We start from the raw sequence: 25,672 nt of genomic DNA, 5'->3' as shown, positions 1-25,672 counted from the left end.
GTTTGCTTCAAGGCTCGCATCAGCCGGCAGTTAAGTTTTCGATCACTCACTGGATCTTTGGCGCATCACTCCCGCCCGGCGCTTCCTCGAGCACCGTTGCCTTGCCATCGTCGCCCAGCAGGAACACAGCGAGAATTTTCGCAGGACCATCGCCTGTGTTTACGCCGCGATGCGTGACATTCATTGCTTCAAGCAGCCCCTCACCTTCGCGGTAGATTTTCTTGCCGATTCCCTCGTAAGTCACGGTGATTTCGCCTTCGAGGATATAGGCATAAAGAGGCGCATGATGCTGGTGCCAGTCTGTTTCCTCGCCAGGGGCCATGGTGACAACCAACGAATGGATCGACGGATTGTTTTGAGGAAACTTGATTTCCTCACCCGCTACGGTCTGGTTGCCGGAAAACACCTCACGCACAGCATTGTAAGGCGTCTTGGCAGCCTCTTCTTTTTCAATGGCTGCTAGAGACCCGGGTTTTGCAGCTGGTTGTGACGGGGCCGGTTTGCCGTCCGGTGTAACTGACTTGTCAGCCGCGAAACTGACGGGCATTCCAACGGTCACTGCCAGTCCAAGGCTTGCTATCCATAACGCCAGCCGCATGTTTCCTCCGATCAAATAAACTTCTGTCTTTGTCCGATAGCGTTTCGGAAATCAGCCCATAGGCGGAGCTCCGAAACATCTGGAAGAACCTAGAAAACGAAAGACCTATCAAATCTCTATGAAGTCTCCGGGTGCCATAGCGGCCACCTTGCCGCTGTGTTCTCCCATCGCTGTCAGGAATGCGTCCGTGTTCTGATCCAGAATCGGGAACGTGCCATAATGGCAGGGCACAATTGTGTCGAATTCAAAGAAGCGCTGACAGGCCATTGCGGCCGTCTTTCCACCCATCGTAAACCGGTCTCCAACGGGAACAAGACCGATCTTCGGCTGGTAGATTTCATTGATCAATGCCATGTCGGAAAAAATGTCGGTATCGCCCATGTGATAGAGGACTTTCTGGCCGGGCACTTCAACGATGATGCCATGTGGGTTGCCGAGATAAATGGCTTCGCCGTCGGTCTGCTTGGAGGAGGAATGATCCGCGCGGACCATGCCAACCCGGAACGGCCCTGCATCAACCATGCCGCCAGAGTTCATCGGATTGATGTTTTCGATCCCCTGGCGTGTTGCCCACATGCAGATTTCGAAATTGGCCGTCAGCTGCGCACCAGTTTCCTTCAGTATATCGATTGAATCCCCAATGTGGTCGTCATGGCCATGTGTCAGGATGATGTGTGTTGCACCTTCCGCTGCTTCCTTCGGGGTTATGGCGTCAGGAAACATCGGGTTTCCGGTCAAAAATGGATCAAACAAGATGGTGGCAGCGCCGGTTTCAAGTTTGAATGCGGAGTGTCCATACCAAGTGAGTTTCATGTCCCTGTAACATCCTGCTCGATATCATTATTGACGTTTGCAGACAGTGCCCTGCAAAATTACAGTGTTGAGTTTCCGTATGTTAACATAAAGCCGCTTTTGCTACGGTGTTGCAAGACGGACATATTACGACCTGGAATTTTGAACGGGAAGATCGCGGAAGACGATAACCAAATAAGACAATGCAAGAAGCCGGGTGCTGATCAGGGCGCTGTGTGCAGTCCAAAGGACATCAGATGAAGATCAGAAGTTATGTGATTTTCTGTTTTTTGCTTGCTGCTCTTTTACCGACGATCATCTTCAGCGTTTGGTCCTATCGGGAAACCGTTGCTCGTGAGCTTGCGGATGTTCAGGACCGGCACCTGCTTCTTGCGAGGAAAGCAGCCGCGACGCTGGATCATTACCAGCAAAACCTGGTCGCAGCCGTGGAAGCGATCGGAACTTCAGCGAAGTCGAGTGAAACATCCGGCGCCTACAGCCGTCTCTTTGAACAACTGTTCATTGCGTGTGTTGGAATTACCGACAAGCGGACCGGGCACACCGAATATTTCTTCAAAACGGGGGGCTCGGGAGAAGGCCATATTGAAGACGCTACCTTAGAAACCCTTCTCGGTAATTCAAATCCGGATCAGCCGGTGTTCTCAAATGTCTTGCCTGACAAGGAAGGGCGCAACCGGATCTATCTGGTCATTGAACAGCCCAATCAAACGCTGATTGGGGTGATCAAGCCAGACTATATTGTTGAGCTCGGAAAGAGCATTGTCTTCGGTGAGAAAGGGCACGCGGCCATCGTTGACAGCTCGGGAACTTTGATCGCCCATCCAAGAGACGAATGGATTGCGTCCAGGAAAAACATCTCCGCAGTGCCGGTCGTCGCGCAAATGATGGACGGCAACAGCGGAGTTGGCGAATTCTATTCGCCGGCAGTTGAGAAGCAAATGATTGCGGGTTTTGCAACGGTGCCCGGTCCGGGCTGGGGGATCATGGTTCCCCAACCGGTCTCAGAAATCCACGCCAAGGCAAGCCAGGTTCTGTATTCACTCCTTCCGGTGCTCGGGATGGCGCTCATATTTCTCGTGTTTATCGGACTATTCCTGGCGAGGTCCCTGTCTCGTCCCATCGAAGAACTTGCCCATGCAATGCATCTTGGTGCGTTGAACCAGAAACTGTCTTCACTGAAAATGCCGAAAAGCCTCATGCGCTTCCGCGAGACCGAGGAAGTCTGCGACAGCTACAACACGATGGTGTCCCGGATATCGATGGCGAGTGCACAAATCGAAAAACTGGCCTTCAGTGATCATGTAACCGGACTGCCGAACCGGGATCATCTGCATCTTCAGGCAACATCCATCCTGGAGGAAGCAATCAGTCCAAAGCGTGGTGGGATCATTCTACTGATCGATCTGGACGACTTCAAAGAGATCAACGACCTTTATGGCCATCTTGCGGGCGATCAACACCTGAAGGCGTGCGCCGAGACCCTCTCCAAGGTGGCTGAGAATACAAAGGTAAGCGCCCCCGAGGGCAAACCCTTCGCCACGCCGATTGTCGCGCGCATTGGCGGCGACGAGTTCATCGTCATGATCCAGGGGTTGATCGATGACGAGGAGATCGAAACGTTTCTGGCCCAAGTCCGCAATGCGTTGGCAGAGCCGATTACCGAGCTCAATATTACCCCAGGTGCAAGCATCGGCTGCGCGAAATTCCCGAACGATGGCGTTGAGTTGATTGAGCTGATCAAGCGGGCCGACATTGCCATGTACCACGCAAAAAGGTCGGGCAAGAACAAAACCCAGGTCTATGCACCGCATATCGGGACGAAGTCTGTCTCCGAGATCCGGCGTGACCTGACCGCAGCGATCGAGGAAGAAAAGCTCTATCTGGAGTACCAGCCAAAGGTCTGTACGCGGCGGCGCAAGGTGATCAGCGTCGAGGCCCTCGCCCGGTGGGAACACCCGGAGTTCGGGCTCTTTATGCCGAAATTCTGGGTCCCCAGCCTCATGGGCTCCAATGCCATGCCGCGTCTTGGCGAGTGGGTCATGAAAACCGCCATGAAAGACCTCAACAGGATCCAGTCGGAAGGGCATGATCTTTGGATGTCCGTGAACATCGGCACCGATCATTTTGTCTCAAAGGGTTTCATAAGCAACGTTGAAGCGATCCGGAACGAACTGAACTTTGATCGCGGCCTGCTTGAGATCGAAGTCACAGAAGACACGCTTTTCAGTTCGGAAGAAAAAGCCGTCGATGCGTTCAACCAGCTGCACGATCTTGGCTACAGGGTCTCTATCGACGATTTCGGCCGCGGCTATTCGAACATTGCCCGGCTCGCGAACCTGCCGGTGGATTTCTTGAAGATCGATCAGTCCATCATTGCTGGTGCAAGTGATGATCCGCGCATTGGCACGATCATGGCCTACACGCTTAAGATGGCGAAAGAGCTCGATTGCAAAACAGTGGCAGAGGGCATTGAGACCGAACAACAGGCGGAATTCGCGAGCAGATTGGGCGCGGACTGCCTGCAAGGCTATTTCTTCACGCCGAGCCTTCAAGTCGGCGAACTGTTAAATTGGCTGGATGCTCAGCCCGGACCAAACGGTCATCCCTATTTGCGCGAAACAGATGATGAAGTCGCTCAGGCTTGACCGGTTGTCTGATCCTTTTTCCGAAAACTCTCTTTAAGCAGGAAACTGAATTTCAACTGCGCCGTGCCAGTGTGTGATTGGACCTATCGATCGCAACTTGGCCAATCAATGCGGCCTCGCTGCATAAGAGACTGAATTCTTAATCTATTTGACATGGCAAAGCTTTCTTCAGAAGAAATTTTCCAGATCCTGCTGGGCACCGAACACGCGGGTAACTCCGCAACGGTTTACCGGGTTTCCTTTGCTGTCCCGAATTCGCTTCTGGGTCAAAGTCAGGGTGGCAACAACAGCGGCTTTTCGTTTGGGATTGTCCAGCTTGATGCCGGATCCAACAGTTTCGCGCAGTCTGCTTTGACATCGATCCTGCAGACAGCACGCGACACCGGCAACCTGACAAGCTCTCAATTCACGCACTTGAGCCAATATGTCGGTGCCAGCCGGCCGGACTTAAATCCAGACCTTGCGTCCACATATGCTGCAGACCGGGCTTTCTTGAACGACACCATTTTTGACGAGCAGTACGCTCGGGACATCATCGATCAATACAGCCAGCTTTATATCGAGAGTTCGCTGCTCCCAACGCTGACAACCTTTCTCGACACAATGGAAGACCGCTGGGGCACAAGCACTGCGTTCAACAGCAGCCATCCGGATTACGCATCGGCACTTGCGATGATCACTTCAGTCGCAAACCGGTTCGGGTCGATACGCGAAACAACAGCGCATTTTCTGGAAACTGAGCCGAGCTATCTGGCAGTCGTCAAAGCAAGGTTTAATCAGCTCGCAGCGACAACCGTCGTCGAACCAGAGGATTGGGATCTTGTACTGATTGGTGCCGATCTATGGCAAAGCACCTTTGGAACAACGAACGGAGATGACATCCTTCAAGGAACGGCTGGAAATGACAGCTTGTTCGGCGGGAATGGCAATGATCACCTCACCGGCGGCCTTGGAGATGATGTCCTTGATGGTGGTAACGGTACCGATACCGTCGTGTTTTCGGGAACCCGGGAACAATATGCCATATTCACTCGCAGCGACGGACGGATCATGGTGGCCGATACCGTTGCCAACCGGGATGGCCGGGACATCGCGGCAAACTTTGAAACGATCCAGTTTTCCGGCGCCACACTCGACATATCAACCGCTTTGATCGAGCCGTCTGACACGGACAACAGCGCTTTTCAGATCTACCGTTTCTACAACTCCGAAACGGGCGCTCATTTTTTCACATCGAGCATTGAGGAGCGCAATGCCGTGATCGAGACGCTGCCGAGCTTCGTCTACGAGGGCAACAGTTACGACAGCAACGTTGCTGCAAGTGATGGAACGGCCGTCTATCGCTTTTATAACTCAGATACCGGAGTTCATTTTTACACCGCGTCCGAGGCGGAGCGCGATACGGTGCTGGACCAATTGCCGAGCTATTCGCTGGAAGGGATCAGTTACTTCGCATCACTGGATGACAGCAACGGCGGACAGGCGCTCTACAGGTTCTACAACACTTCCAACGGAACTCATTTCTACACCGTCTCTGAAGCCGAACGGGATGCCATCACACAAACGCTGGGTCACTACTACTATGAAGGCGTTGCGTACTTTGTTGAATTTGCCTGAGAACCTTTGCTGAGGTGAAGGTCTTGTCCGCGCTCATGATCGACGGTTTGAGACGTCGATGCCATTGACCAAGTCAGTAAACTTCTCCCATCATCAACAACAGACTGGATTGGCGGCTCCCTTGCTGATAAAGGCCAGCCATGGCTAACGACCCCACCCTTTCGCTGGAAGACTTCATTGCCGCGGTTCCAGACCGCACACGACTGATCGGCCTCGATCTTGGCACAAAGACCATAGGTCTTGCGCTCTCCGATCTCGGCCGCGGTATTGCGAGCCCGATGGAGACAATCCGGCGCAAAAAATTCACACTGGATGCGGAGCAGCTCTTGAAGATCTGCAGCGAACAGGGTGTCGGGGGTCTCGTGCTCGGTCTTCCACTCAACATGGACGGCACGGAAGGCCCGCGCGCGCAAGCCACACGGGCCTTCACGCGAAACCTCGCGCCCAAGACCGATCTGCCCATGACTTTTTGGGACGAACGCCTCTCGACAGCTGCAGTCACCCGAACACTGCTCGAAGCAGACTCAAGCCGGGCAAAGCGCGCTGAAGTCGTCGACAAGATGGCGGCCGCCTACATCCTTCAAGGCTTCCTCGACCGGCTCGGTTTTATGGGCCTCGACACCTGATCTTTTTCCCTCCTCAGCGCTGGACGCCAGATCCGCTGGTGACCGGCGCGATCTGATGAAAACCCTTTTCCCATGCAAATGATATTCTTCGCCCTCGCCCCGGTCATCCTCGTGATTGCCTCCGGCTACCTGCTCGCGCGCGCCAATCTGATCAGCGGCGAACAATGGGTGGGCGTCGAACGTCTTGCCTATTTCGTTTTGTTCCCAGCCGTTCTGTTTCGCACGATCGCTCTCGCCGACTTTTCAAGCGTCCCAACCTTCGACATGGGCGCTGCACTCCTGTCTGCGATCGTCACGCTCGCTGTTGCGCTGCTTGCCGCCCGAACACTGATTGAGAAGATCTGGGGCATCCCGGCTGTCCGCTTCACCTCCATCTTTCAAGGCTCTTTGCGTTGGAACGCCATGATCGCTCTTGCGCTAGCCGCCAATATTGGCGGTCAAACGGCACTCGCCATGTTAGCAGTGGCGATGGTGTTCATGATCCCGATCCTGAACGGCGCCAGCATCGTTGTCCTGTCGTGGTATGCCAGCGGAACCACACCGAATTTTTCTAAGATCCTCAAAGACCTTTTCACCAATCCGTTCATCCTGTCGATTTTTGCCGGCGTCCTGATGAACCTCAGCGGTCTGACCATGCCGACAATCGTTGATGATACGCTGGAGATTTTCGCGCAGGCGGCTCTGCCGATCGGCATCATCTGTGTGGGCGCCGGACTGGATCTGAGCTCACTCCGCCGTCCAGGCCCTGCACTCACCATGGGCACCTTCCTGCGGCCAGTCTTCATGCCGATGCTCGCCTTCCTGTTTGCGAACCTTTATGGCGTGACCGGCCAGGCACTCACCGTCATCATCATCGCCTCAGCCGTGCCCTGCGCCAGCAACTCTTACCTGCTCGCCCGCCAGCTTGGCGGGGATGCGAAGCTGATGGCCGAGATCATCACGCTGCAGACACTAGCTGCGACCGTGACCATCCCGCTCGCGCTGCTGCTTTTCACTTAAGCTGCCGGCGGAAAAAGGCTTTCAACAATGCCCGCAGCATCAACATCAGCCGGCAGAATGCCGTAGGTCGACCGCCAGCCGCCAGAAAGACGCGTTTTCGCAAAGGCATCCGCAACATCATCCATCTGCAACTCTTTCAAAGCCGCTGCAGCTGCTGTGAGGGCAAGGCGTTCTGTCAACACGCGGGCATGGGCCGGGTCTGCCAAAGCCTCTGCGGCAAGGTTGGGCAAGCCACTGCATGCCGCAGTCAGTGACGCACCCCCGCTTTTCGAGAGTTCACCCAGCACAAGGTCTGGCACTTCGGGATGGCGGCCAAGCGCTCGCAGGACATCCAGCGCCATGACATTGCCCGATCCCTCCCAGATCGGATTGACCGGCGCATCCCGGTAAATACGGGCCATATCAAAATCCTCGACATAGCCATTGCCGCCCAGACACTCCATCGCCTCGTATGTGAGCGCGGGACCGGTCTTGCAGATCCAGTACTTGATCGCGGGGGTCAGCAACCGGGCATAAGCAGCCTCAACCGGATCTGCGTCTGCCTTCGCTGCCGCTTTCGCAAGGCGCAAGGCCAGAGCTGTGGCAGCGGCGCAATCCAGTGCCATGTCGGCGAGGACTGCGGTCATCAACGGCTGATCGATCAAATAGGCTCCGAAGGTTTTACGGTGACGGCAATGGTGGACGGCACGGCTGAGCGCTGCCCGCATTTGCCCGGCAGACCCCAGCGCACAGTCGATCCGGGTTGGTGTCACCATATCGATGATGGTTGCGATTCCCCGCCCCTCGTCTCCAAGAAGATACCCCTCCGCCCTGTGGAACTCCACTTCGGACGAGGCATTTGACTTGTTGCCAAGCTTGTCTTTCAGGCGTTGAAAGCGCAGACCATTGACCCGGCCATCCGGCAAGATGCGCGGGATCAGGAAACAACTTGGCCCGGTCGTTGTTTTGGCCAGCACCAGAAACGCATCGGACATAGGCGCAGAGAAGAACCACTTGTGCCCGGTAATCGCGTAGCTTCCTTGATTGCCCACCTCGGCCGTCGACGATATGGCCCGGAGATCGGTGCCGCCCTGCTTTTCCGTCATGCCCATGCCGATGGTGATGCCGGTCTTTTCGTGCATCGGGACGAAACGGGGATCATAAGTCCGCGTTTGCATCTTCGGCAGGAAATCCGCGCAAACATCCGGATATTGCGCCATCACGGCTGCTGCCGCGTTTGTCATGGTAATCGGGCATGTGTGGCCCGTTTCAGCCTGTGACGTCAGAAAGAACTTGGCTGCGCGTGCGACTTGGGTCGACACACCGCCATCCAGCAAAGCGCTATGCATCCCAGCCGAAAAGCTGTGCGCCATCAGATCATGATAGGCCGGATGGAATTCGACCTGATCCGACCGGCGGCCATGTCGGTTATGGGTTTTAAGGGCGGGAAGATGGATATTCGCCTGCCGCCCGAGCTCCAGAAACGCGTCAGCTCCCACCTCAGTGCCGTGAGCAAGGACGTCCTTTAACTCCCCGGCTGAAACATGCGCGGAGACTGCAGCCAAAAGAAGCGGATCGCCCGCCGCCAGATTGGACCCGCCATATGGTGGGGCCTGATTGAAAACGTCATGCGTAGCAAAGGCTTCCACCCCGGCGTCACTTGAGGTCTGGACAGCTTCGCTCAGATGGTTTGCCATAACGTTTCCTCCTCCCGATGAGCACTTTACTGCCCTTGTCAGTTTACGTAAGCGTAACAATATAGTGGAAATCAATGCAACCACCGACCGTTGTGCAGTGCGCACGCGCGCCGAATGACGCTTGGTCAGATTGAAAAATGCACCGCTTTCGAATTTGACCATTTGATCAAAGTCTTAGTCTGCATGTGGACAGCGGGTAGAGACCTGATTCCGGCCTTGTGTGCAGCCCCGTTCCACCTTAAGAAGATGATCTCGATGAGCGAGCAAGAATCCTATCGAGACAACCCTTTCCCCCATCGACATTTGCTGGGCATTGAGGGTCTTCACCCCCACGAAATACTGGGCCTTCTGGACCGTGCCGAAGAGGCCGTGGAGATTTCCCGGCAAGTGCACAAGCGCAAGCATGTGCTGCAGGGCCGGACACAGATCAATCTCTTCTTCGAAGCCTCAACGCGCACACAAAGCTCGTTCGAGCTGGCCGGAAAACGTCTTGGCGCAGACGTCATGAACATGGCGGTCTCCCAGTCGTCGGTCAAAAAGGGCGAGACCCTGATCGACACGGCCGCGACCCTCAACGCAATGCACCCGGACTTGCTGGTAGTCCGCCATCATGCAGCCGGCGCGGTTCACCTGCTGGCCCGGAAGGTTGGCTGCGCGGTGGTCAATGCCGGCGACGGCCCGCATGAGCACCCGACACAAGCACTTCTCGACGCGCTGACCATCCGCCGCCACAAGGGCAAGATCGCCCGGTTGACGGTGGCGATTTGCGGCGACATTGCCCATTCGCGCGTTGCCCGTTCCAACATCATCCTGTTGAACGCGCTCGGTGCCCGGGTTCGGGTGATCGCCCCGTCCACGCTCCTGCCCTCGGGCATCTCCCAAATGGGCGCGGAGGTCTATCAGGACATGCGCGAAGGGCTGAAAGGCGCGGACATCGTCATGATGCTGCGCCTGCAGCGCGAGCGCATGAACGGGGCCTTCATCCCGTCCGTCCGGGAGTACTACCGCTATTATGGTCTTGATGCGGAGAAGCTGTCTCATGCGAAGGACGATGCGCTCGTCATGCATCCCGGCCCCATGAACCGCGGTGTCGAGATCGACCCTGCAATCGCTGACGGACCGCAAAGCCTCATCCGCGAACAGGTCGAAATGGGCGTTGCGGTACGTATGGCCGTGCTTGAAGCGCTCGCCGACAACCTACCAACAGCTTGAACCCCAGAGGACAAACACCGTGGCACTCGACACACCCAAACCTCTGGTTCTCTCAAACGCCAGAGTGATCGACCCGGCGCGGGATCTGGACGCCCCCGGATCGATCATCATCGCGGACGGCACCATTCTTGCCGCCGGGCCGGAAGCCGCCAATCAGGGCGCGCCTTACGGTGCCGAAATGATCGACTGCAAGGGCGCCATCGCCTGCCCCGGCCTCATCGACATGTGCGTGTCGGTCGGAGAACCGGGGGCAGAACACCGCGAAACGCTGGCAAGCGCTTCGGAAGCCGCGGCGGCCGGCGGCATCACCACAATTTGCACCATGCCGGACACCGATCCGGTGATTGACGATCCGGCGCTGGTCGACTTCATCCACCGGCGCGCCCGCGACACGGCCAGTGTCAACGTTCTGCCGCTGGCCGCCCTCACCAAGGGACTTGAGGGCGTTGAAATGACCGAGATCGGCTTGTTGAAGGAAGCCGGTGCGGTCGCCTTCAGCAATGGCCACAAGTCGGTCAAGAACCCGCAAATTCTGCGCCGCATGATGACCTACGCCCGCGATTTCGATGCGCTTGTGATCCACCACACCGAAGATCCGGATCTTGCGGGCGGCGTGATGAATGCCGGGCTCAATGCCAGCTGGAAGGGCCTCTCCGGCGTGCCGCGGGAAGCGGAAATCATCATGCTGGAGCGCGATCTGCGTCTCGTTGGCATGTCCAAGGGCAAATACCATGCGAACCTGATCTCGACGTCTGACAGCGCCGACATCATCCGCACCGGGAAAGGCCGGGGGCTGAACATCACGGCAGGGATTTCGATCAATCACCTGACGCACAATGAAAACGACATCGGTGCCTACCGCACCTTCTTCAAGATGTCGCCGCCCTTGCGCGATGAAGACGACCGGCAGGCGATGATCGCGGCAATTGCAGACGGCACAATTGACATCATCTGCTCCAATCACGACCCGCAGGACGTGGAAACCAAACGCCACCCCTGGGCGGAAGCTGAAGACGGTGCGATTGGCCTTGAAACCCTGCTTGCGGCGAGCCTGCGCCTGTACCACGCGGAGCAAGTGGACCTGAAGACACTGCTTGCAGCAATGACATGCAATCCGGCAGACCGGCTTGGACTGGAAACCGGACGTCTTTCAAAAGGCGCGCCGGCCGATGTCATTGTTTTTGACCTCGACCGCCCCTGGGTTCTGGAAAAGAGCGCCATCCGCTCGCGCTCCAAGAACTCCCCGTTCGAAGACGCCCGTTTCTCAGGCCGTGTTATGCGCACCGTGGTCGGCGGAAAAACCGTCTTCGCGCATGGGTGAGTAACCGTCTGGCCGTTGTCAGGCCGGGTTCTCTTCCAGCCACGCCATGACATCGGCAGCGTTCCGGTCGGGCGGAAATACTGGGTAGAACGCCTTGATCACAACGCCGTCCCGGACGATCAACGTCAGGCGCTTTAACAGCGTCTGACCGTCGGCTTCGAAGGACGGCAGATCAAGGGCTTTCGTGAAGCTCAGATCCGCGTCCGACAACAGCGGAAACGGCAAATGAAGCCGCTCAACGGCCTCCACCTGATAGGCAGTTGATTGGGTGGACAGACCGAAGATATGAGTGGCACCAAGGGCCGAAAGCTCTTTGAAATGATCCCGGAAAGCACAGGATTGCGGCGTGCAGCCTCGCGCGCCTGGGATCATGTCCCAGCCGTCCGGCAAGGGCACACCCGGCTGCCCTGTCTTGGGGTAGATGTAAATCACGCTGGTCCCGGTAAGGTCCGCCAGATGCACCTTGCTGCCATCCGTTGCCGCCAATTCCAGTGGAGGCAGCGTCATTCCCTCAACACGCGCAGCCGTACCGTCATCCTCCGGCGCCGGCAGCTTCGACCAATCCACATCTGTCAGGCTCAAGGATATTCTCCAGATTTCGTTCGTGCTTTACATGAATTCCAAATCTGGAATTGCCCTGCAAGATGGCAAGTCATTTAGCTTGGCAAACATACCCTGATCTTTGCAAACCATGGCTATAAGCACTCAGCATATCCCCAAGGTCCTGCCGCCCCGCACCTGAACCTGTGTCTAGGACTCATGTTTAAGTCCAGCGTTTAGCCGCCGCCCCATGAAACTTCGGCGGATACCGTTCGAAATTCAAACTCTCTAAACTAAAGGCTGTCGGTGTCGCAGCTTATTAAGCCAGCTGCAATTTTCTTGGAGGCATACTGCCTGTAAATTTGAGATCTGCGCAGTATTGGACAGTAACATGTCAAATCCCCTATCTAACTGCGCCACAATCCTATTTTAGAATGAGGAAAAGTGTTGAATAAGGCAATTTACAACGTCAAAGACATCGCCGACATTTTCTCTATTTTTCATGATGGCTGGGTTGAAGACATCTACTACTCGGACCGAATTTTAAAACTAAAAATCGGAATTCCGTATCTCGCCGAAGCGATAGCCCAAGGAGCTTCCGGTTTCGAGGTATCACTGAAAGAAATGAAGGACTTCCGTTTTTGCTCTTGGACAAATGAGGCCGAACGGACACCGGTCATTATTGAAGATGCTAAAGATATATTGGGCCTCCAACTCGAAATACTGAGTGGTGACGTTGTGGATGGTTTGGTGCGAGTGCTGTGCCAGACTCATGTCTCGGAACATCTGAGCACCGGTGGCTATCTGTTCATTGAAGCCAAATCAGCGACGGTAGAAGCAGAGAATGGCGCACAATTCTCTATAGAGGAGCTGAGAGAGACCAGCAGTGCTTACTGGAATGCGTGGGAAGCCAAAAACAAACATTCCCAGTAGAATTTTGTGGCCGTCATTGCCGGATTTGATCCGGCAATCCATGCCGCTCAGAAGTCCCAAGCAGCGGCGATGTGCTTTTGAAACGAAACGGTATGGATACCCGGATCAAGTCCGGGTATGACGGTAGAAAGGGGGCTTCGGCGTGTGTTGTGAATTCTTCTGGAGACCCTGCCCTGCGCACTCGGGAGAAAAACAAAAATGCCTGATCCGATCAGCTGGGGATTTGCCTGGCCCTATTATTTGGCCGCCCTCGCCTTCGGCTATTTGCTCGGCACCATTCCGTTCGGCCTGATCCTGACGAAGCTCGGCGGGCATGGGGATATCCGCAAGATCGGTTCGGGCAATATCGGCACAACAAATGTGCTGCGCACCGGCAGTAAGAAACTGGCGGCCGCAACGCTTCTGGGCGATGGGCTGAAAGGTACGGTCGCGGTTCTGATTGCAGCCCGGTTCGGACCCGACACGGCCTTGATTGCCGGTTTCGGCGCGTTTTTGGGGCACCTCTTTCCGGTCTGGCTGAAATTCAAGGGCGGCAAGGGCGTTGCCACCTATCTCGGCATCCTCTTGGGCCTTTATTGGCCGATGTTCCTGATCGCCGCCCTCACCTGGATCGGCATGGCGTTTGTTTTCCGCTACTCCTCTTTGTCTGCCCTGACCGCCTCGGCCGTTACGCCCATTATTCTGTATTTCGGCTTCAGCCAGTTTCAGCTGGGCGAGATGTTTCTGGTGCTCACCCTCTTGCTCTGGGCCAAGCATCACGAGAATATCGGCCGGCTCCTCAAGGGACAGGAGAGCAAGATCGGCAAGAAATCGAAACCGGCAGAGGCTTCGACCTCAGATCCGTCTCCGGGAGACGGGTGAGCCGCCGGGCGCACGATAAAACCCTTCGCCTCTCCGAGGCCCAGCGCCTTGCCTGGCTTCGTTTAATACGCTCTGAAAATGTTGGTCCCACCACGTTCCGTGACCTTCTGAACCACACCGGGTCTGCCGAAAAGGCTCTGGAGCTTCTGCCCGAGCTCTCAAGACGGGGCGGCAAGAAAAGCTACCGGCTTTGCTCACAAGACGATGCGGAAGCCGAACTTGAGGCTCACGACCGGTCCGGTGCCCGCCTTGTTGCACTTGGCGAGCCGGAGTACCCACCGCATCTGCGTCACATCGACGGCCCGCCGCCGCTTTTGTCCATCAAGGGGGGATCCGTCACGGCCCGGCCCAAGACGCTGGCGATCGTCGGGGCGCGCAATGCCTCGCTGTCGGGCCGGAAACTCGCCGCAATGTTCGCCCGGGATCTTGGAACCTCTGATTTCGTCATCGCCTCCGGCCTTGCCCGCGGTATTGATGCCGCCGCCCACGAAGCAGCCCTCTCATCAGGGACCATAGCCGTCTTCGCCGGCGGGATTGATGTGCTCTACCCAAGTGATCACGACCGCCTCCTTGCAGCAATCCTTCAATCTGGCGGCGCGGTGATCAGCGAAATGCCATTTGGCTGGAAGCCACGCGGGCGTGATTTTCCCCGGCGCAACCGGCTGATTTCCGGCATCTCGCTCGGCGTGATCGTGATTGAAGCGGCCAGGAAATCCGGGTCACTCCACACAGCCAGGTTTGCGCTGGAGCAGAACCGGGACATTTTCGCAGTTCCCGGCTCCCCGCTTGATCCGCGCTCGGACGGGGCCAACAGCCTCATCCGCCAAGGCGCGGCATTGGTGACAAACGCAAAAGATGTTCTGGAGGATCTCGGCGGCCGGATTGAACCTGTCCTGCCCTTTGATCAGGACTTGAATGAACCGGACAAGGATCTCTTTTCCGCAGTCAAGGAACCGGATGAAAGCTTGCGCGCCCTTATCATATCCGCCCTCGGCCCAACACCGGTCGATCTTGATGAGCTGATCCGGTTTGCAGACGTGCCGCCGCGGATGGTGCACATCATTTTACTGGAACTTGAACTTGCCGGACGGCTGGAACGGCACCGCGGCAATAAAATATCGCTGCTTTTGTAATGAAATTTTCCCATATTAGTCAGTGGATAACCTGTCTACGAAACGGACAGCTTGACCCCGGTCGCGCAAAGGTCCATTTGACACGCGGCGCATGATCCGTGATCGTCTGCGCCATAAAACCAGCTTCTCTCCCGGGAAAACTCCTCCGTCCCGGCACAAAAAATTTGGGTAAGAATGAACGTCGTCATTGTGGAATCGCCGGCGAAAGCCAAGACGATCAACAAGTATTTGGGCTCGGATTACACCGTTCTGGCCTCTTATGGTCATGTGCGGGACCTGCCCCCCAAAGACGGTTCGGTCAAACCCGACGAAGACTTCGCCATGAGCTGGCAGGTCGACAGCAAGTCCCAGAAGCGGCTGAGCGAGATCGCCAGCGCGGTCAAGGATGCCGACCGCCTCATTCTCGCAACTGACCCCGACCGCGAAGGGGAAGCGATTTCGTGGCATGTTCTGGAAGTTCTCCAGAAGAAGCGCGTTTTGAAGGACAAACAGATCGAGCGTGTGGTGTTCAACGCGATCACCAAGAAGGCGATCCTGGAGGCGATGGACAATCCGCGCCAGCTCGACACACCGCTTGTAGACGCTTACCTCGCCCGCCGTGCGCTCGACTATCTGGTCGGCTTTACCCTGTCTCCGGTCCTTTGGCGCAAATTGCCCGGCGCCCGTTCCGCCGGCCGTGTGCAGTCTGTAGCGCTCCGTCTCATCTGCGACCGGGAAATGGAGATCGAGACCTTTAGGCCACAGGAATACTGGTCGATCTTTGCCGGCATGAAGACACCGGACGGCGAAGTGTTCCAGGCAGGTCTGACCGGCTTTAATGGGAAGAAAATTGGCCGCCTCGACATAAAGACGGGCGACGAAGCCGGCGCCATCAAGACGATGCTGGAAAGCGCCAGCTTCAAGGTCGACAGCGTTGCCTCCAAACCGGCCAAGCGCAATCCGGCAGCGCCCTTTACCACCTCGACCCTGCAGCAGGAAGCGTCCCGCAAACTCGGCTTCTCCGCTTCGCGCACCATGCAGGTGGCTCAAAAGCTCTATGAAGGCATTTCCATCGGTGGCGAGACCTCCGGCCTCATCACCTATATGCGTACTGACGGCGTCTCCATTGCAGGCGAAGCGATTGCCGCGGCCCGCTCCGTAATTGGACAGGATTTCGGAGACAAATACGTTCCGGAGAAGCCGCGCGCCTACTCCTCCAAGGCCAAGAACGCTCAGGAAGCTCACGAGGCGATCCGCCCGACCGATCTGGCCCGCCGCCCGAAAGATGTCGCTGCGTTCCTCGATCAGGATCAGGCCAAGCTCTATGAGCTGATCTGGAAGCGCACAATGGCCTCCCAAATGGAATCGGCCATTCTTGAGCGCACAACGATTGAAATTCTCGCCGACGGCTCCGGCAAACGGGCAAATCTGCGCGCAACCGGCTCGGTTGTCCGTTTCGACGGTTTCCTGGCGCTTTATCAGGAAAGCCGCGACGATGATGATGATGAAGGCTCCAAGCGCTTGCCGGCTGTTGATCAGGGCGCGGCGCTGACCGCGACTTCCGTCGACGGTACCGCAGAGCCGATTGAATCCTCTCAGCACTTCACCACCCCGCCGCCGCGCTACACCGAGGCGAGCCTGGTGAAAAAGATGGAAGAGCTCGGCATTGGCCGTCCGTCCACCTATGCCTCGACGCTCCAGACCCTGCGTGACCGCGAGTATGTGGAGCTGGAGAAAAAGCAGCTGGTGCCGCAGGACAAGGGCCGGATCGTCACCGCGTTCCTGGAAAGCTTCTTCCAGCGCTACATCGAGTTTGATTTTACAGCGAGCCTGGAAGAACAGCTCGACAAGATTTCAGCAGGCGAATTGTCCTGGTTGGATGTTCTCAAGGACTTCTGGACGGCCTTCTCAGGCTCCGTTGACGAGATCAAGGATCTGCGCGTTGCGGAAGTCATCGATGCACTGAATGAACTGCTCGGGCCCCACATCTTCCCGGAAAAGGAAGACGGCTCCGATGCCCGCAAGTGCCCGGCCTGTGACACCGGACGGCTGTCGCTCAAAGTCAGCCGTTGGGGCGCTTTCATTGGCTGTGAAAACTATCCGGAATGCGGCTACACCCGCCAGCTCGGCAAGCCGAACGGTGAAGACGGTGAAGCCGATGACGGCCCGAAGGTGTTCGGTGAAGATCCGGAAACCGGCTTGGAAGTCTCGCTGCGCACCGGCCGCTTTGGTCCATACGTTCAGCTCGGTAATGAAGCCAAGCCGAAACGCTCGTCATTGCCCAAGGGCTGGTCGGCCGCGGACATGGATCTTGAAAAGGCCTTGCAGCTGCTGTCGCTGCCACGCGAAGTCGGCGAGCATCCGGAAGACGGCAAGATGATCACGGCCGGACTTGGACGCTATGGCCCGTTCGTGTTGCATGACGGCACCTATGCGAACCTCTCCTCGCCGGACGAGGTGTTTTCGGTCGGTATCAACCGCGCGGTCGATGCCCTGGCAGAAAAGCGCGCCAAAGGTGGCGGACGCCGGGGCGCTGCAGCAACGCCGCTGAAAGAGCTTGGCGAGCATCCGACCGAAGGTGGACCGGTCAACGTTTATGACGGGCGCTATGGGCCATACGTCAAGCACGGCAAGGTGAATGCGACACTGCCGAAGGACACCGCTCCGGAAGCGGTGACCATGGAACAGGCTGTGGAACTGATCGCGGCAAAGGCGGCCAAGGGCGGCACCAAGAAAAAGGCGGCCGCCAAGAAAACCACGGCGAAAAAAACAACAACCAAAAAGGCAGCGGCCAAGGACGGTGAGGAAAAGACCACCGCCAAGAAGCCTGCAGCCAAGAAAACGGCAGCCAAGAAGACAACGGCAAAATCCGCGGCAAAGGCCAAGGTGGACGCATCGTCTGAAGAGGTGCCCTGGGACGATCCCTCTTGAGCGCAAAACGCATTAACACGCGCAAACACACAAAACGCAAACACGCCAAAGTGCCAGGGGACATGCCCTCCCGCGAGGACATCCTGGCCTTTGTCGCCGACAATCCGGGCCGTGCGGGCAAGCGGGAAATCGCCCGCCATTTCGGCATCATCGGTGGTGCGCGGATCCACTTGAAAAAGATCCTCAAGGATCTGGCCGAAGACGGTCTCATTGAAAAGCGCAACAAGCGCATGATCCGGCCGGGCGACCTGCCACCTGTGTTCGTGGCAAACACGATTGCCCGCACATCCGATGGCGACTTGCTTGGCACACCGGTGGACTGGGACGATGAGGCCGGCAATCCACCGCACATTCTGATCCTGGCGGGCAAGACCAAGAACACTCAACCCGGCCTTGGCGACAGGGCGCTTATCCGTCTGACCGAAGGCGAGAGCGGTTCGGAAACAGAATTCACCGCGCGGGTCATCCGCGTTCTGGAAAAACGCCAGGGCGCGATCCTGGGCATCCTCAGAAAGCGGGACGGCAACCGCCCGCCCTACCTGGAGCCCATCGACCGCAAGCAGCGCGAGCTGGATGTCGATCCGGCTGAGATGAAGGAAGCCGAAGACGGTGATCTCGTCAGCGTGCAGATCTCACGCTCTGGAAAATATGGTCATCCGCGCGCTGCGATCGTGGAACGCTTCGGCTCGATGAACTCCGAAAAAGCGGTCTCTGAAATCGCGCTGCACTCCCATGGTATCCCGCATGTCTTCCCGGATGCGGTGGAAGCCCAGGCAGAAAGCGCCAAGCCGGTTGAAAAGCTTGGACAGCGCGAGGATTGGCGGCAGATCCCGCTGATCACCATCGATCCGCCCGATGCCAAGGACCACGACGACGCGGTCTATGCCGAGCCGGACGAGGATCCGGACAATGAAGGCGGTTATGTTGCCTATGTGGCGATTGCCGACGTCGCCCATTACGTGACACCCGGCTCTCCCATGGACCGGGAAGCGAACTTGCGCGGCAATTCGGTGTATTTCCCGGACAGGGTCATCCCGATGTTGCCGGAGCGCATTTCCAATCAGCTGTGTTCCTTGCGGGAAAAGGAAGATAAGCCCGCAATGGGCGTGCGCATGGTCTTCGACAAGACCGGCCGCAAGATCAGCCACACCTTCCACCGCGTTCTGATGCGCTCGGCGGCAAAGCTCTCCTACATCCAGGCCCAAAAGGCGATTGACGGTGTTACCGACGAGAAGACGGAAACGCTGCTGGACGGCGTTCTAAAGCCACTCTGGGCCGCCTATGCCGTTCTTCAAAAAGGCCGGGAAGCGCGCGAGCCGCTGGAACTGGATTTGCCGGAACGCAAGATCAAACTAAAGGAAGACGGCACCGTTGACCATGTCTACGTGCCAGAGCGTCTTGATGCGCACAAGCTGATCGAAGAATTCATGATCCAGGCAAACGTTGCGGCTGCCGAGACTCTGGAAAAGAAAAAGAGGCCCCTGCTCTACCGGGTGCACGATGCCTCAACGCCAGAAAAGCTGGAGAACCTGAAAGAATTCCTGTCGACCATCGACATGAAGCTGCCCTCCTCCGGCGGTCTGCGGCCATCCGTGTTCAATGGCATTTTGAAAAAGGTCAAGGACACACCGCAGGCACATCTGGTCAATGAAATCGTCCTGCGGAGCCAGGCGCAGGCGGAATACACCCCGCAAAACATCGGCCACTTCGGTCTCAACTTGCGCCGCTATGCTCATTTTACGTCACCGATCCGCCGCTATGCCGACCTCATCGTCCACCGGGGCCTGATCTCGGCGCTTGGGCTCGGCAAGGACGGTTTGCCCGAAGGCATTGAGAGCAAACTGGAGGCAATCGGCGGCGAGATTTCCGGAGCTGAGCGCCGGGCCATGCTCGCCGAACGCGATACGATCGACCGGCTGATTGCCCTTTGGATGAGCGATCAGGTCGGCGCCACATTTCAGGGTAGGATCGCCGGTGTGGTTAAATCCGGCATGTTTATCCGCTTGGAGGACACGGGCGCAGACGGGTTCGTGCCCGCCTCCACCATCGGCCTCGATTATTACCGCTATGACGAAGCGTCGCACGCCCTGATAGGTGACAAAACCGGCGAAACCTACCAACTTGGGGACCAGGTCGAAGTTCGGCTTGTGGATGCAGCTCCATTCGCCGGCTCTTTGACGTTTGAAGTTGTGAGCCACGGACGGATTGCCGGAAAGGCGATCCGCAAGCCGATGCCCAAGGCACGGCGCGGCCCTCCGAAAGGAGGCGCACGTGGCGGCGCGAAGGGCGGCCCCAAGGGCCCAAAGGGCAAGGCCGCTCCGCGGAAGAAGACCCGAAGGTAGGTAAAGTGACGGTCCGGTATGAATTGAACGGCGTTGAGGAGACCATCGACGAGGCGCCGGAAAAACCCAAACGTCCTCTCATGCAGGCAATGATGCGCGGCGCCATGGGCCGCTGCATGTGCTGTGGCAAAGGCCGGCTTTTTGATGGATTTCTGGCAACTCAGAATGCTTGCAGCAACTGCGGCGAGGAGTTTCACCATCAACGCGCGGACGATGCCCCGCCCTATTTCACGATCACGATCGTTGGCCACATCATCATCCCCGGCCTCTTGATCGTAGAAATGATGTGGCGGCCAGAGCTCTGGATCCACATGGCCATCTGGATCCCGCTGACCATCATTTTATCTTTAGCCCTAATGCGACCTATCAAGGGTGCTTTGGTGGGGCTACAGTGGGCGTTCTACATGCATGGATTTGATCCGGATGCAGAAGATGACCTGCCCGCTGCATCCCCCCACCTTGAAAGCCCGAGATGAGCGATTCTTTTAAAGAAAAATTGGACAAAGACGAGCAAGCCGGAAATCACCCCTATATTCGCCCCAAAGATGCCGCGACGCTTCTGATCCTTGATCGCTCCGGCTCTGGTAATGTCAAATTGCTGATGGGCCGCCGACATATGCGGCACACCTTCATGCCCGGGAAATTCGTGTTTCCAGGCGGCCGGGTCGATCCGAGTGATTCCCGCATCTCAAACGTTCTGCCGTACCATCCGCAGGTTGAGGCCCGCCTATCCGAGGGTCTGAAGAATTCGAATACGGCTGCGCGCGTGCGCGCCTTTGCGCTTGCTGCCATTCGGGAGACCTACGAGGAAGCCGGCATTTTCATCGGCCGCAAGGCTGACACGGAACAACTGCGTTTGGGGACCGGATTTGAGGCCTTCGCAGAACGCCATGTCCAGCCGGACCTTGGCGGCATGCGCATGATCGCTCGCGCGATCACACCACCGCAGCGCCCACGCCGCTTTGACACGCGGTTCCTGGCCATCTGGGCGGACGCCATTGCCGACAAGTTGCCGGGCGGCCACGGCCCATCTGGTGAACTGGAAGACTGCGCCTGGTTGACCTTTGACGAGGCGCGGCAAAAAGAGCTGCCGCTCATCACCACAAAGATCCTTGAGGATCTCGAGACCCGCCTGCGGCAGGATCCGGACCTCTCCCCAGAGACCCCGGTTCCTTATTACTTTTTCAAAAAAGGCCGCTTTGAAAAAGAGATGCTTTAGCGCGCGGCCCACAAAACATTCCCGTACGGCGCGGACACCGAAAGAAACCTAACTTTTTTCTCCGGCAAAACTCTCCGGGACCTCAGGCAACACTTGACTTTCCCGCCGTGATGAGTAGTTTGCGCGCTGATTTCAGACATTGGGGCAGATTCACCGCCAGCCCATCTGGCCATAAGAACCCTTTGCCCGATAACCGAGAACAGGATCCAAGGCCATGGCCAAGGCGACAACAATCAAAATCAAGCTTCTGTCCACGGCGGACACCGGCTTCTTCTATGTCACCAAGAAGAACTCCCGCACCATGACCGAGAAAATGGTCAAGCGGAAGTACGACCCGGTTGCCAAGAAGCACGTTGAGTTCAAGGAAGCCAAGATCAAGTAATCATTGGTCATTCCGAAAACTAAAAAAACCCGCCGTTTCCGGCGGGTTTTTTGTTTTCAGATGTGAAGAGTGTTTAGGCGGCTTCAACGTTGGTCAGGAACTGCTCGATTTCAGCTTTCAGTTGATCTGTTCGTTTGGCCAGATCCCCTGCGGATTGCAGAACGTCGTTTGCAGAGCCCAGTGTGTGCTGAACCGCGCCGGACAGGTTCGTCATGTTCGACGAGACGAACTCGGTTCCATGTGCTGCCTTCTGAGCGTTCTGGGTGATCTCGCTCGTCGCCGCACCTTGCTCATGAACCGAGCCTGCGATGTTCCCGGTGTAGGAATTCACTTCTTCCATGATCGACGTGATTTCCGCAATCGACTTGGCTGAGTCCTGGGTCGCATCCTGGATGGCGGTGATCTGAGCGCTGATCTCTTCCGTCGCCTTGGAAGTCTGCGTGGCGAGCTCTTTCACTTCTGCCGCCACGACCGCAAACCCCTTGCCCGCTTCGCCCGCGCGGGCCGCCTCAATGGTCGCATTCAATGCAAGAAGGTTTGTTTGCTCAGCAATCGCCTGGATGAGGGTCACCACCTCGCCGATCTTCGTTGCAGATTCGGCGAGCCCCTCAACCTTCACGTTGGTTGACCGTGTGCCCTCAGTTGCCCGTTCCACAATCTGCGTGGTTTCAGACACCTGCCGAGAAATCTCTGTGATCGACGCGGAGAGCTCTTCTGCAGCGCTTGCAACCGTTTGGACGCTCAAGGTCGTATCCTGACAGGACGTCTGGGTTTCGTCAGCCCGTGTCGCACTCGTCTGGGAAACCTCAGACAATGTGGTTGCCGTTGCATCCAACTGACCGACCGTATCGCCAACTTGATCAAGAACCCCGGACACACTGCTTCTGAACTGGGCGATCATGGCCTTCATGCGATCCTGGCGGCCAGCAGCCTCAGCTTCCGACTGTTCGCGCTGACTGCTCAACACGGCGCGTTCTTCCGCTTTATTGCGTAGTGTGGACAGAGCATTTGCAAGGATCCCGATCTGATCAGTGCGGTCCGCGAACGGAATATCGATCGTAAGGTTGTCTTCCGCTATTTGCTCGGTCACAGAGGCAAGCTCCGTGACAGGCCGCAATTGGCGCTGAATCAGGAAAACCAGGAGACCAAGCGCTATCAGGACCACCGGCAGTGCGAGCATGGTGAAGCGCGACATTATTTCGCTGACATTGGCCTGAACAGCCGCTTTCTCGACACCTGCGTAAAGAATACCGATGATGTCGCCGCCCGGCGTGAATATCGGCTCATAAACAGTGTAGTAGTCTTTGCCCAGGATGGTCGCCTGACCATGGAATGTTTCACCTTTGGTAACGACCGGGTAAACTGCACCCTTCTTGCCAAGGGGTGTTCCAACAGCGCGATTTCCGTCGCCCTTGATGATGTTCGTTGACTTGCGCCAGAAATCCTGGCTATCGGCTTCCCAAGCGAATACAGTTGCCGTTTCGCCGGTCATGCGCCCGATCGTGTCGATCATGTCGTGATTGGCGAACCCGGGGATTTCCGCCAGCTCAATACGCTGGACGTCGCCGTCCCCTCTCCAGGACACTTTTGTTCCCTCGATATCCCGCGCCATGATGGTTGCAGCGACACGAAGGTTAGCGGCCTGTTTGGTAACAGCGGTTTGCTCCGCCTGATTTGCCGCCACCTGATAGACTATACCGCCGACAACAAGCATGGAAAGTGTGAGCAATGCGGCGCTGGCCAATGCAAGGGACGCAGTGACGCTCAGTGAAGAAAGTCGTTTGATCATATTCCACCCCTAGAAAAACTGGGCGGGATCATAGCTTCCGCAAGGTTAAAGATAGTATAATCACATACATCGTAAAAGTTGCGGAGTAGCGTTCGCACATTAGTAAAATATTCTGAGAAGCCGACTCAACTGACACGTACATTTTTAAGCCCTCGCTCATGGTCAGGCTAATATTTGAGAGAAATTTCAGAGAGTTAGTGGTCGGCGGGAACACGGTATTCGAGGAGGCCACTCTTCGACCGGTTCCCTGCCGACCTACCCCACGGACCCAGGAGATGCGGCGGACCTGAGCAATCCCGAGGGGAAACTGAACACGTTTGCTGCGAAAAACTCTGCATGACAAACGGTTGTCAGGCCGAAACCTAACAAAACCTACACTAACTCAACATTGTTCAAATGCAATATTTTCCGTGGAAAGCACACAGAAAGATGAGGATTTTAATTAATGCGTAACCTTAACGTGATCGCCGACAAACTATTACAGACGAAAGACCTAGTCGTTTTTTCGAATGAGAATGTCACAGAGCGCCAACAGACAGAGAGGCAATCCACTGGATGGAACGATTCTTTGCCGGCTTAAGGCTCACCAAGGAACGACTTGACCGTTTCAAGGAATTTGGAAACCGATATTGGCTTGGATATGTAGGCTTCACAGCCACCTTGGCGGATACGCTCTTCATCCCCCTTCATGGCAAAGGCAGTGACAGCAACAACTGGAATCGACGAAATACTCTCGTCTTCCTTGATCCACTTGGTAACTTCAAGGCCCGAGACTTCGGGCAGCTGAATATCCATGAGGATAAGATCAGGCCGGTTTTCGCGCGCCAGTTTTAATGCTTCAATGCCGGTTCTTGTTTGAAGCGTATCAAAACCGTGTGCCTCGAGCAGGTCATGAAACAACTTCATGTTCAACTCGTTATCTTCCACGATCAACACGGTTTTCGCCATATATTTCAGGCCCTTCGCCGGCTGAAGCCGGTCCTACTCTTTTTTGACGCGAAGTCGTCTTATCCCTTGTGGAACCCATCCCCGGGTCGCATTACAACTCTTCTAACCCGGAATCGTTTCAGAAAGGCAAAAAAACACAATGAAAAATGTTCAAGGAAAATCATTGAGTGTTGAAGAAGCTCAGGGAATTGCGACGCAAGCCCTTGTGCAGCTCAGCCAAGACCCTGAACAGGTCGGCCGGTTTTTAGCCTTTTCCGGCATTGGTCCGGACCAAATCCGGGACGCTGCAAGCGAGCCTGGGTTCCTGGCTGGCGTCCTTGAATTTTACATGATGGACGAAGCACTTCTTCTTGCCTTTTGCGAAAATGCCGGCCTCCGCCCGACGATGATGGCTGCCGCCCGTTACGCCTTGGCCGGAGGTCCCGAGTACGATGCCTGAACCAACCCCTGTGCTTCCGGAAGTCCTTGCACAAATTCAAAGCCTGCCAGCTTCAGACAGCCCTTTGATCATCTGCGATGTCGATGAAGTCATCCTTCATATGATCTTGCATCTGGAGGAGTACTTGAACAACAAGGGCATGCACTTCCTCAACCACTCCTATCGGCTGACCGGTAACATCGCGCATACTGAGGATGGGACACCGGTTCCGCCGGATCAGGTCAAGAGGCATTTGGTCGCCTTCTTCGATGAGGTCAGCCATCAGCAGGTCATGGTTCCGGACGCAAACACCGCGCTTGCCGAGCTCACAGACCAGTGGGACATCGTCCTGTTGACCAATCTACCCGGCTCCCACAACAAGCCGGTGCGGGAAACACTGCTGAGAGGTATGGGGATCCCCTATCCCGTGCTGACAAACTCCGGGCCAAAGGGCGGTGCTGTTGCCGCCCTTGCCGGCGGACGCGCCCATCCCGTTGTATTCATTGATGACAGTCCGACCAATCACCGGTCTGTTCAGGCATCCCTGCCCGCCTCTGTCCAGATCCAATTCATTGCCGATCAACGCTTCCTGAGCTCGGTTGAACCGGAACCTCATATAGACCTACTCTCCGGTGACTGGCGCGAGACAAGCCGGTTCATCAGGTCTATTCTTTAGGGCTGGTTTTGAAG

At 56.6% G+C, this 25,672-nt stretch carries 22 protein-coding genes; 16 read left to right on the top strand and 6 right to left on the bottom strand.

Annotated elements, in window-relative coordinates; all coding sequences use genetic code 11:
• Positions 1-46: 46 nt before the first annotated feature.
• The gene (locus tag ACVDG4_RS01450) at positions 47-598 is read right to left on the bottom strand and encodes a cupin domain-containing protein (RefSeq protein WP_409688479.1); all 552 of its coding nucleotides are present in this window, start codon (positions 596-598) and stop codon (positions 47-49) included.
• A gap of 108 nt (positions 599-706) precedes the next feature.
• Positions 707-1,411 carry a metal-dependent hydrolase gene (locus tag ACVDG4_RS01445; protein ID WP_306148441.1) on the bottom strand — a complete coding sequence of 235 codons (705 nt, stop codon included), beginning with the start codon at positions 1,409-1,411 and terminating at the stop codon, positions 707-709.
• A 236-nt stretch (positions 1,412-1,647) separates the two neighbouring features.
• On the opposite strand from ACVDG4_RS01445, the gene ACVDG4_RS01440 reads away from it, so the two are divergent.
• The 4 genes from ACVDG4_RS01440 to ACVDG4_RS01425 all read left to right on the top strand — a co-directional run bounded on the left by ACVDG4_RS01440 (position 1,648) and on the right by ACVDG4_RS01425 (position 7,298).
• The gene (locus ACVDG4_RS01440; protein WP_447233753.1) at positions 1,648-4,056 is read left to right on the top strand and encodes a bifunctional diguanylate cyclase/phosphodiesterase; all 2,409 of its coding nucleotides are present in this window, start codon (positions 1,648-1,650) and stop codon (positions 4,054-4,056) included.
• A 153-nt stretch (positions 4,057-4,209) separates the two neighbouring features.
• Entirely contained in the window at positions 4,210-5,673 is a 1,464-nt protein-coding gene (locus ACVDG4_RS01435) for a hypothetical protein (protein ID WP_447233752.1), read from the top strand.
• A 140-nt stretch (positions 5,674-5,813) separates the two neighbouring features.
• The gene (gene ruvX, locus ACVDG4_RS01430) at positions 5,814-6,299 is read left to right on the top strand and encodes a Holliday junction resolvase RuvX (protein ID WP_306148438.1); all 486 of its coding nucleotides are present in this window, start codon (positions 5,814-5,816) and stop codon (positions 6,297-6,299) included.
• A 72-nt stretch (positions 6,300-6,371) separates the two neighbouring features.
• Positions 6,372-7,298, top strand: coding sequence for an AEC family transporter (locus ACVDG4_RS01425; RefSeq protein WP_447233751.1), 927 nt, complete (start codon positions 6,372-6,374; stop codon positions 7,296-7,298).
• On the opposite strand, the gene ACVDG4_RS01420 is transcribed toward ACVDG4_RS01425, so the two are convergent.
• The gene (locus ACVDG4_RS01420) at positions 7,295-8,974 is read right to left on the bottom strand and encodes an acyl-CoA dehydrogenase family protein (RefSeq protein ID WP_447233750.1); all 1,680 of its coding nucleotides are present in this window, start codon (positions 8,972-8,974) and stop codon (positions 7,295-7,297) included. The two genes, ACVDG4_RS01425 and ACVDG4_RS01420, sit on opposite strands and share 4 nt — an antisense overlap.
• 255 nt (positions 8,975-9,229) lie before the next feature.
• Here ACVDG4_RS01420 and ACVDG4_RS01415 point away from each other — a divergent pair, with 255 nt between their 5' ends.
• Both ACVDG4_RS01415 and ACVDG4_RS01410 read left to right on the top strand, forming a co-directional pair.
• Entirely contained in the window at positions 9,230-10,186 is a 957-nt protein-coding gene (locus tag ACVDG4_RS01415; RefSeq protein ID WP_447233749.1) for an aspartate carbamoyltransferase catalytic subunit, read from the top strand.
• Between the two features lie 19 nt (positions 10,187-10,205).
• Positions 10,206-11,507: a dihydroorotase gene (locus tag ACVDG4_RS01410; protein ID WP_447233748.1), complete on the top strand. Its 1,302-nt coding sequence runs from the start codon at positions 10,206-10,208 to the stop codon at positions 11,505-11,507.
• Positions 11,508-11,525: 18 nt separating this feature from the next.
• Here ACVDG4_RS01410 and ACVDG4_RS01405 read toward each other — a convergent pair whose 3' ends face one another.
• Complete coding sequence (locus tag ACVDG4_RS01405; RefSeq protein ID WP_447233747.1) at positions 11,526-12,089, bottom strand: peroxiredoxin; 564 nt, start codon at positions 12,087-12,089, stop codon at positions 11,526-11,528.
• Positions 12,090-12,494: 405 nt separating this feature from the next.
• On the opposite strand from ACVDG4_RS01405, the gene ACVDG4_RS01400 reads away from it, so the two are divergent.
• From ACVDG4_RS01400 to rpmG, 8 genes are all read left to right on the top strand, one after another.
• On the top strand, positions 12,495-12,980 hold the full coding sequence (locus tag ACVDG4_RS01400) for a hypothetical protein (protein ID WP_447233746.1): 486 nt from the start codon (positions 12,495-12,497) through the stop codon (positions 12,978-12,980).
• Between the two features lie 198 nt (positions 12,981-13,178).
• On the top strand, positions 13,179-13,841 hold the full coding sequence (gene plsY, locus ACVDG4_RS01395; RefSeq protein ID WP_447233745.1) for a glycerol-3-phosphate 1-O-acyltransferase PlsY: 663 nt from the start codon (positions 13,179-13,181) through the stop codon (positions 13,839-13,841).
• Positions 13,838-14,974, top strand: a complete 1,137-nt coding sequence (gene dprA / locus ACVDG4_RS01390) for a DNA-processing protein DprA (RefSeq protein ID WP_447233744.1) — start codon at positions 13,838-13,840, stop codon at positions 14,972-14,974. Before plsY ends, dprA begins: the two co-directional genes overlap by 4 nt.
• Before the next feature lie 174 nt (positions 14,975-15,148).
• Positions 15,149-17,884 carry a type I DNA topoisomerase gene (topA, locus tag ACVDG4_RS01385; protein ID WP_447233743.1) on the top strand — a complete coding sequence of 912 codons (2,736 nt, stop codon included), beginning with the start codon at positions 15,149-15,151 and terminating at the stop codon, positions 17,882-17,884.
• A 62-nt stretch (positions 17,885-17,946) separates the two neighbouring features.
• Positions 17,947-20,226: a ribonuclease R gene (rnr, locus tag ACVDG4_RS01380; RefSeq protein ID WP_447235070.1), complete on the top strand. Its 2,280-nt coding sequence runs from the start codon at positions 17,947-17,949 to the stop codon at positions 20,224-20,226.
• A gap of 5 nt (positions 20,227-20,231) precedes the next feature.
• Positions 20,232-20,702, top strand: coding sequence for a DUF983 domain-containing protein (locus ACVDG4_RS01375; RefSeq protein WP_306148430.1), 471 nt, complete (start codon positions 20,232-20,234; stop codon positions 20,700-20,702).
• A complete protein-coding gene (locus ACVDG4_RS01370) occupies positions 20,699-21,445 on the top strand; it encodes an NUDIX hydrolase (RefSeq protein WP_447233742.1) in 747 nt (248 codons plus the stop codon). The genes ACVDG4_RS01375 and ACVDG4_RS01370 overlap by 4 nt, the downstream gene beginning before the upstream one ends.
• A gap of 214 nt (positions 21,446-21,659) precedes the next feature.
• Positions 21,660-21,827: a 50S ribosomal protein L33 gene (rpmG, locus tag ACVDG4_RS01365; RefSeq protein WP_008192710.1), complete on the top strand. Its 168-nt coding sequence runs from the start codon at positions 21,660-21,662 to the stop codon at positions 21,825-21,827.
• A gap of 73 nt (positions 21,828-21,900) precedes the next feature.
• Here rpmG and ACVDG4_RS01360 read toward each other — a convergent pair whose 3' ends face one another.
• The gene (locus ACVDG4_RS01360) at positions 21,901-23,616 is read right to left on the bottom strand and encodes a methyl-accepting chemotaxis protein (RefSeq protein ID WP_447233741.1); all 1,716 of its coding nucleotides are present in this window, start codon (positions 23,614-23,616) and stop codon (positions 21,901-21,903) included.
• Positions 23,617-24,192: 576 nt separating this feature from the next.
• Positions 24,193-24,564 carry a response regulator gene (locus ACVDG4_RS01355; RefSeq protein WP_133946956.1) on the bottom strand — a complete coding sequence of 124 codons (372 nt, stop codon included), beginning with the start codon at positions 24,562-24,564 and terminating at the stop codon, positions 24,193-24,195.
• Positions 24,565-24,727: 163 nt separating this feature from the next.
• Here ACVDG4_RS01355 and ACVDG4_RS01350 point away from each other — a divergent pair, with 163 nt between their 5' ends.
• Together ACVDG4_RS01350 and ACVDG4_RS01345 are read left to right on the top strand one after the other, a co-directional pair.
• Positions 24,728-25,003 carry a DUF3572 domain-containing protein gene (locus tag ACVDG4_RS01350; RefSeq protein WP_228198244.1) on the top strand — a complete coding sequence of 92 codons (276 nt, stop codon included), beginning with the start codon at positions 24,728-24,730 and terminating at the stop codon, positions 25,001-25,003.
• A complete protein-coding gene (locus tag ACVDG4_RS01345; protein WP_447233740.1) occupies positions 24,996-25,658 on the top strand; it encodes a hypothetical protein in 663 nt (220 codons plus the stop codon). Before ACVDG4_RS01350 ends, ACVDG4_RS01345 begins: the two co-directional genes overlap by 8 nt.
• The last annotated feature ends 14 nt before the right edge of the window (positions 25,659-25,672 follow it).

It is taken from the genome of Roseibium sp. MB-4, from assembly GCF_053005265.1.
This window is presented reverse-complemented; position numbering and strand designations above follow the sequence as displayed.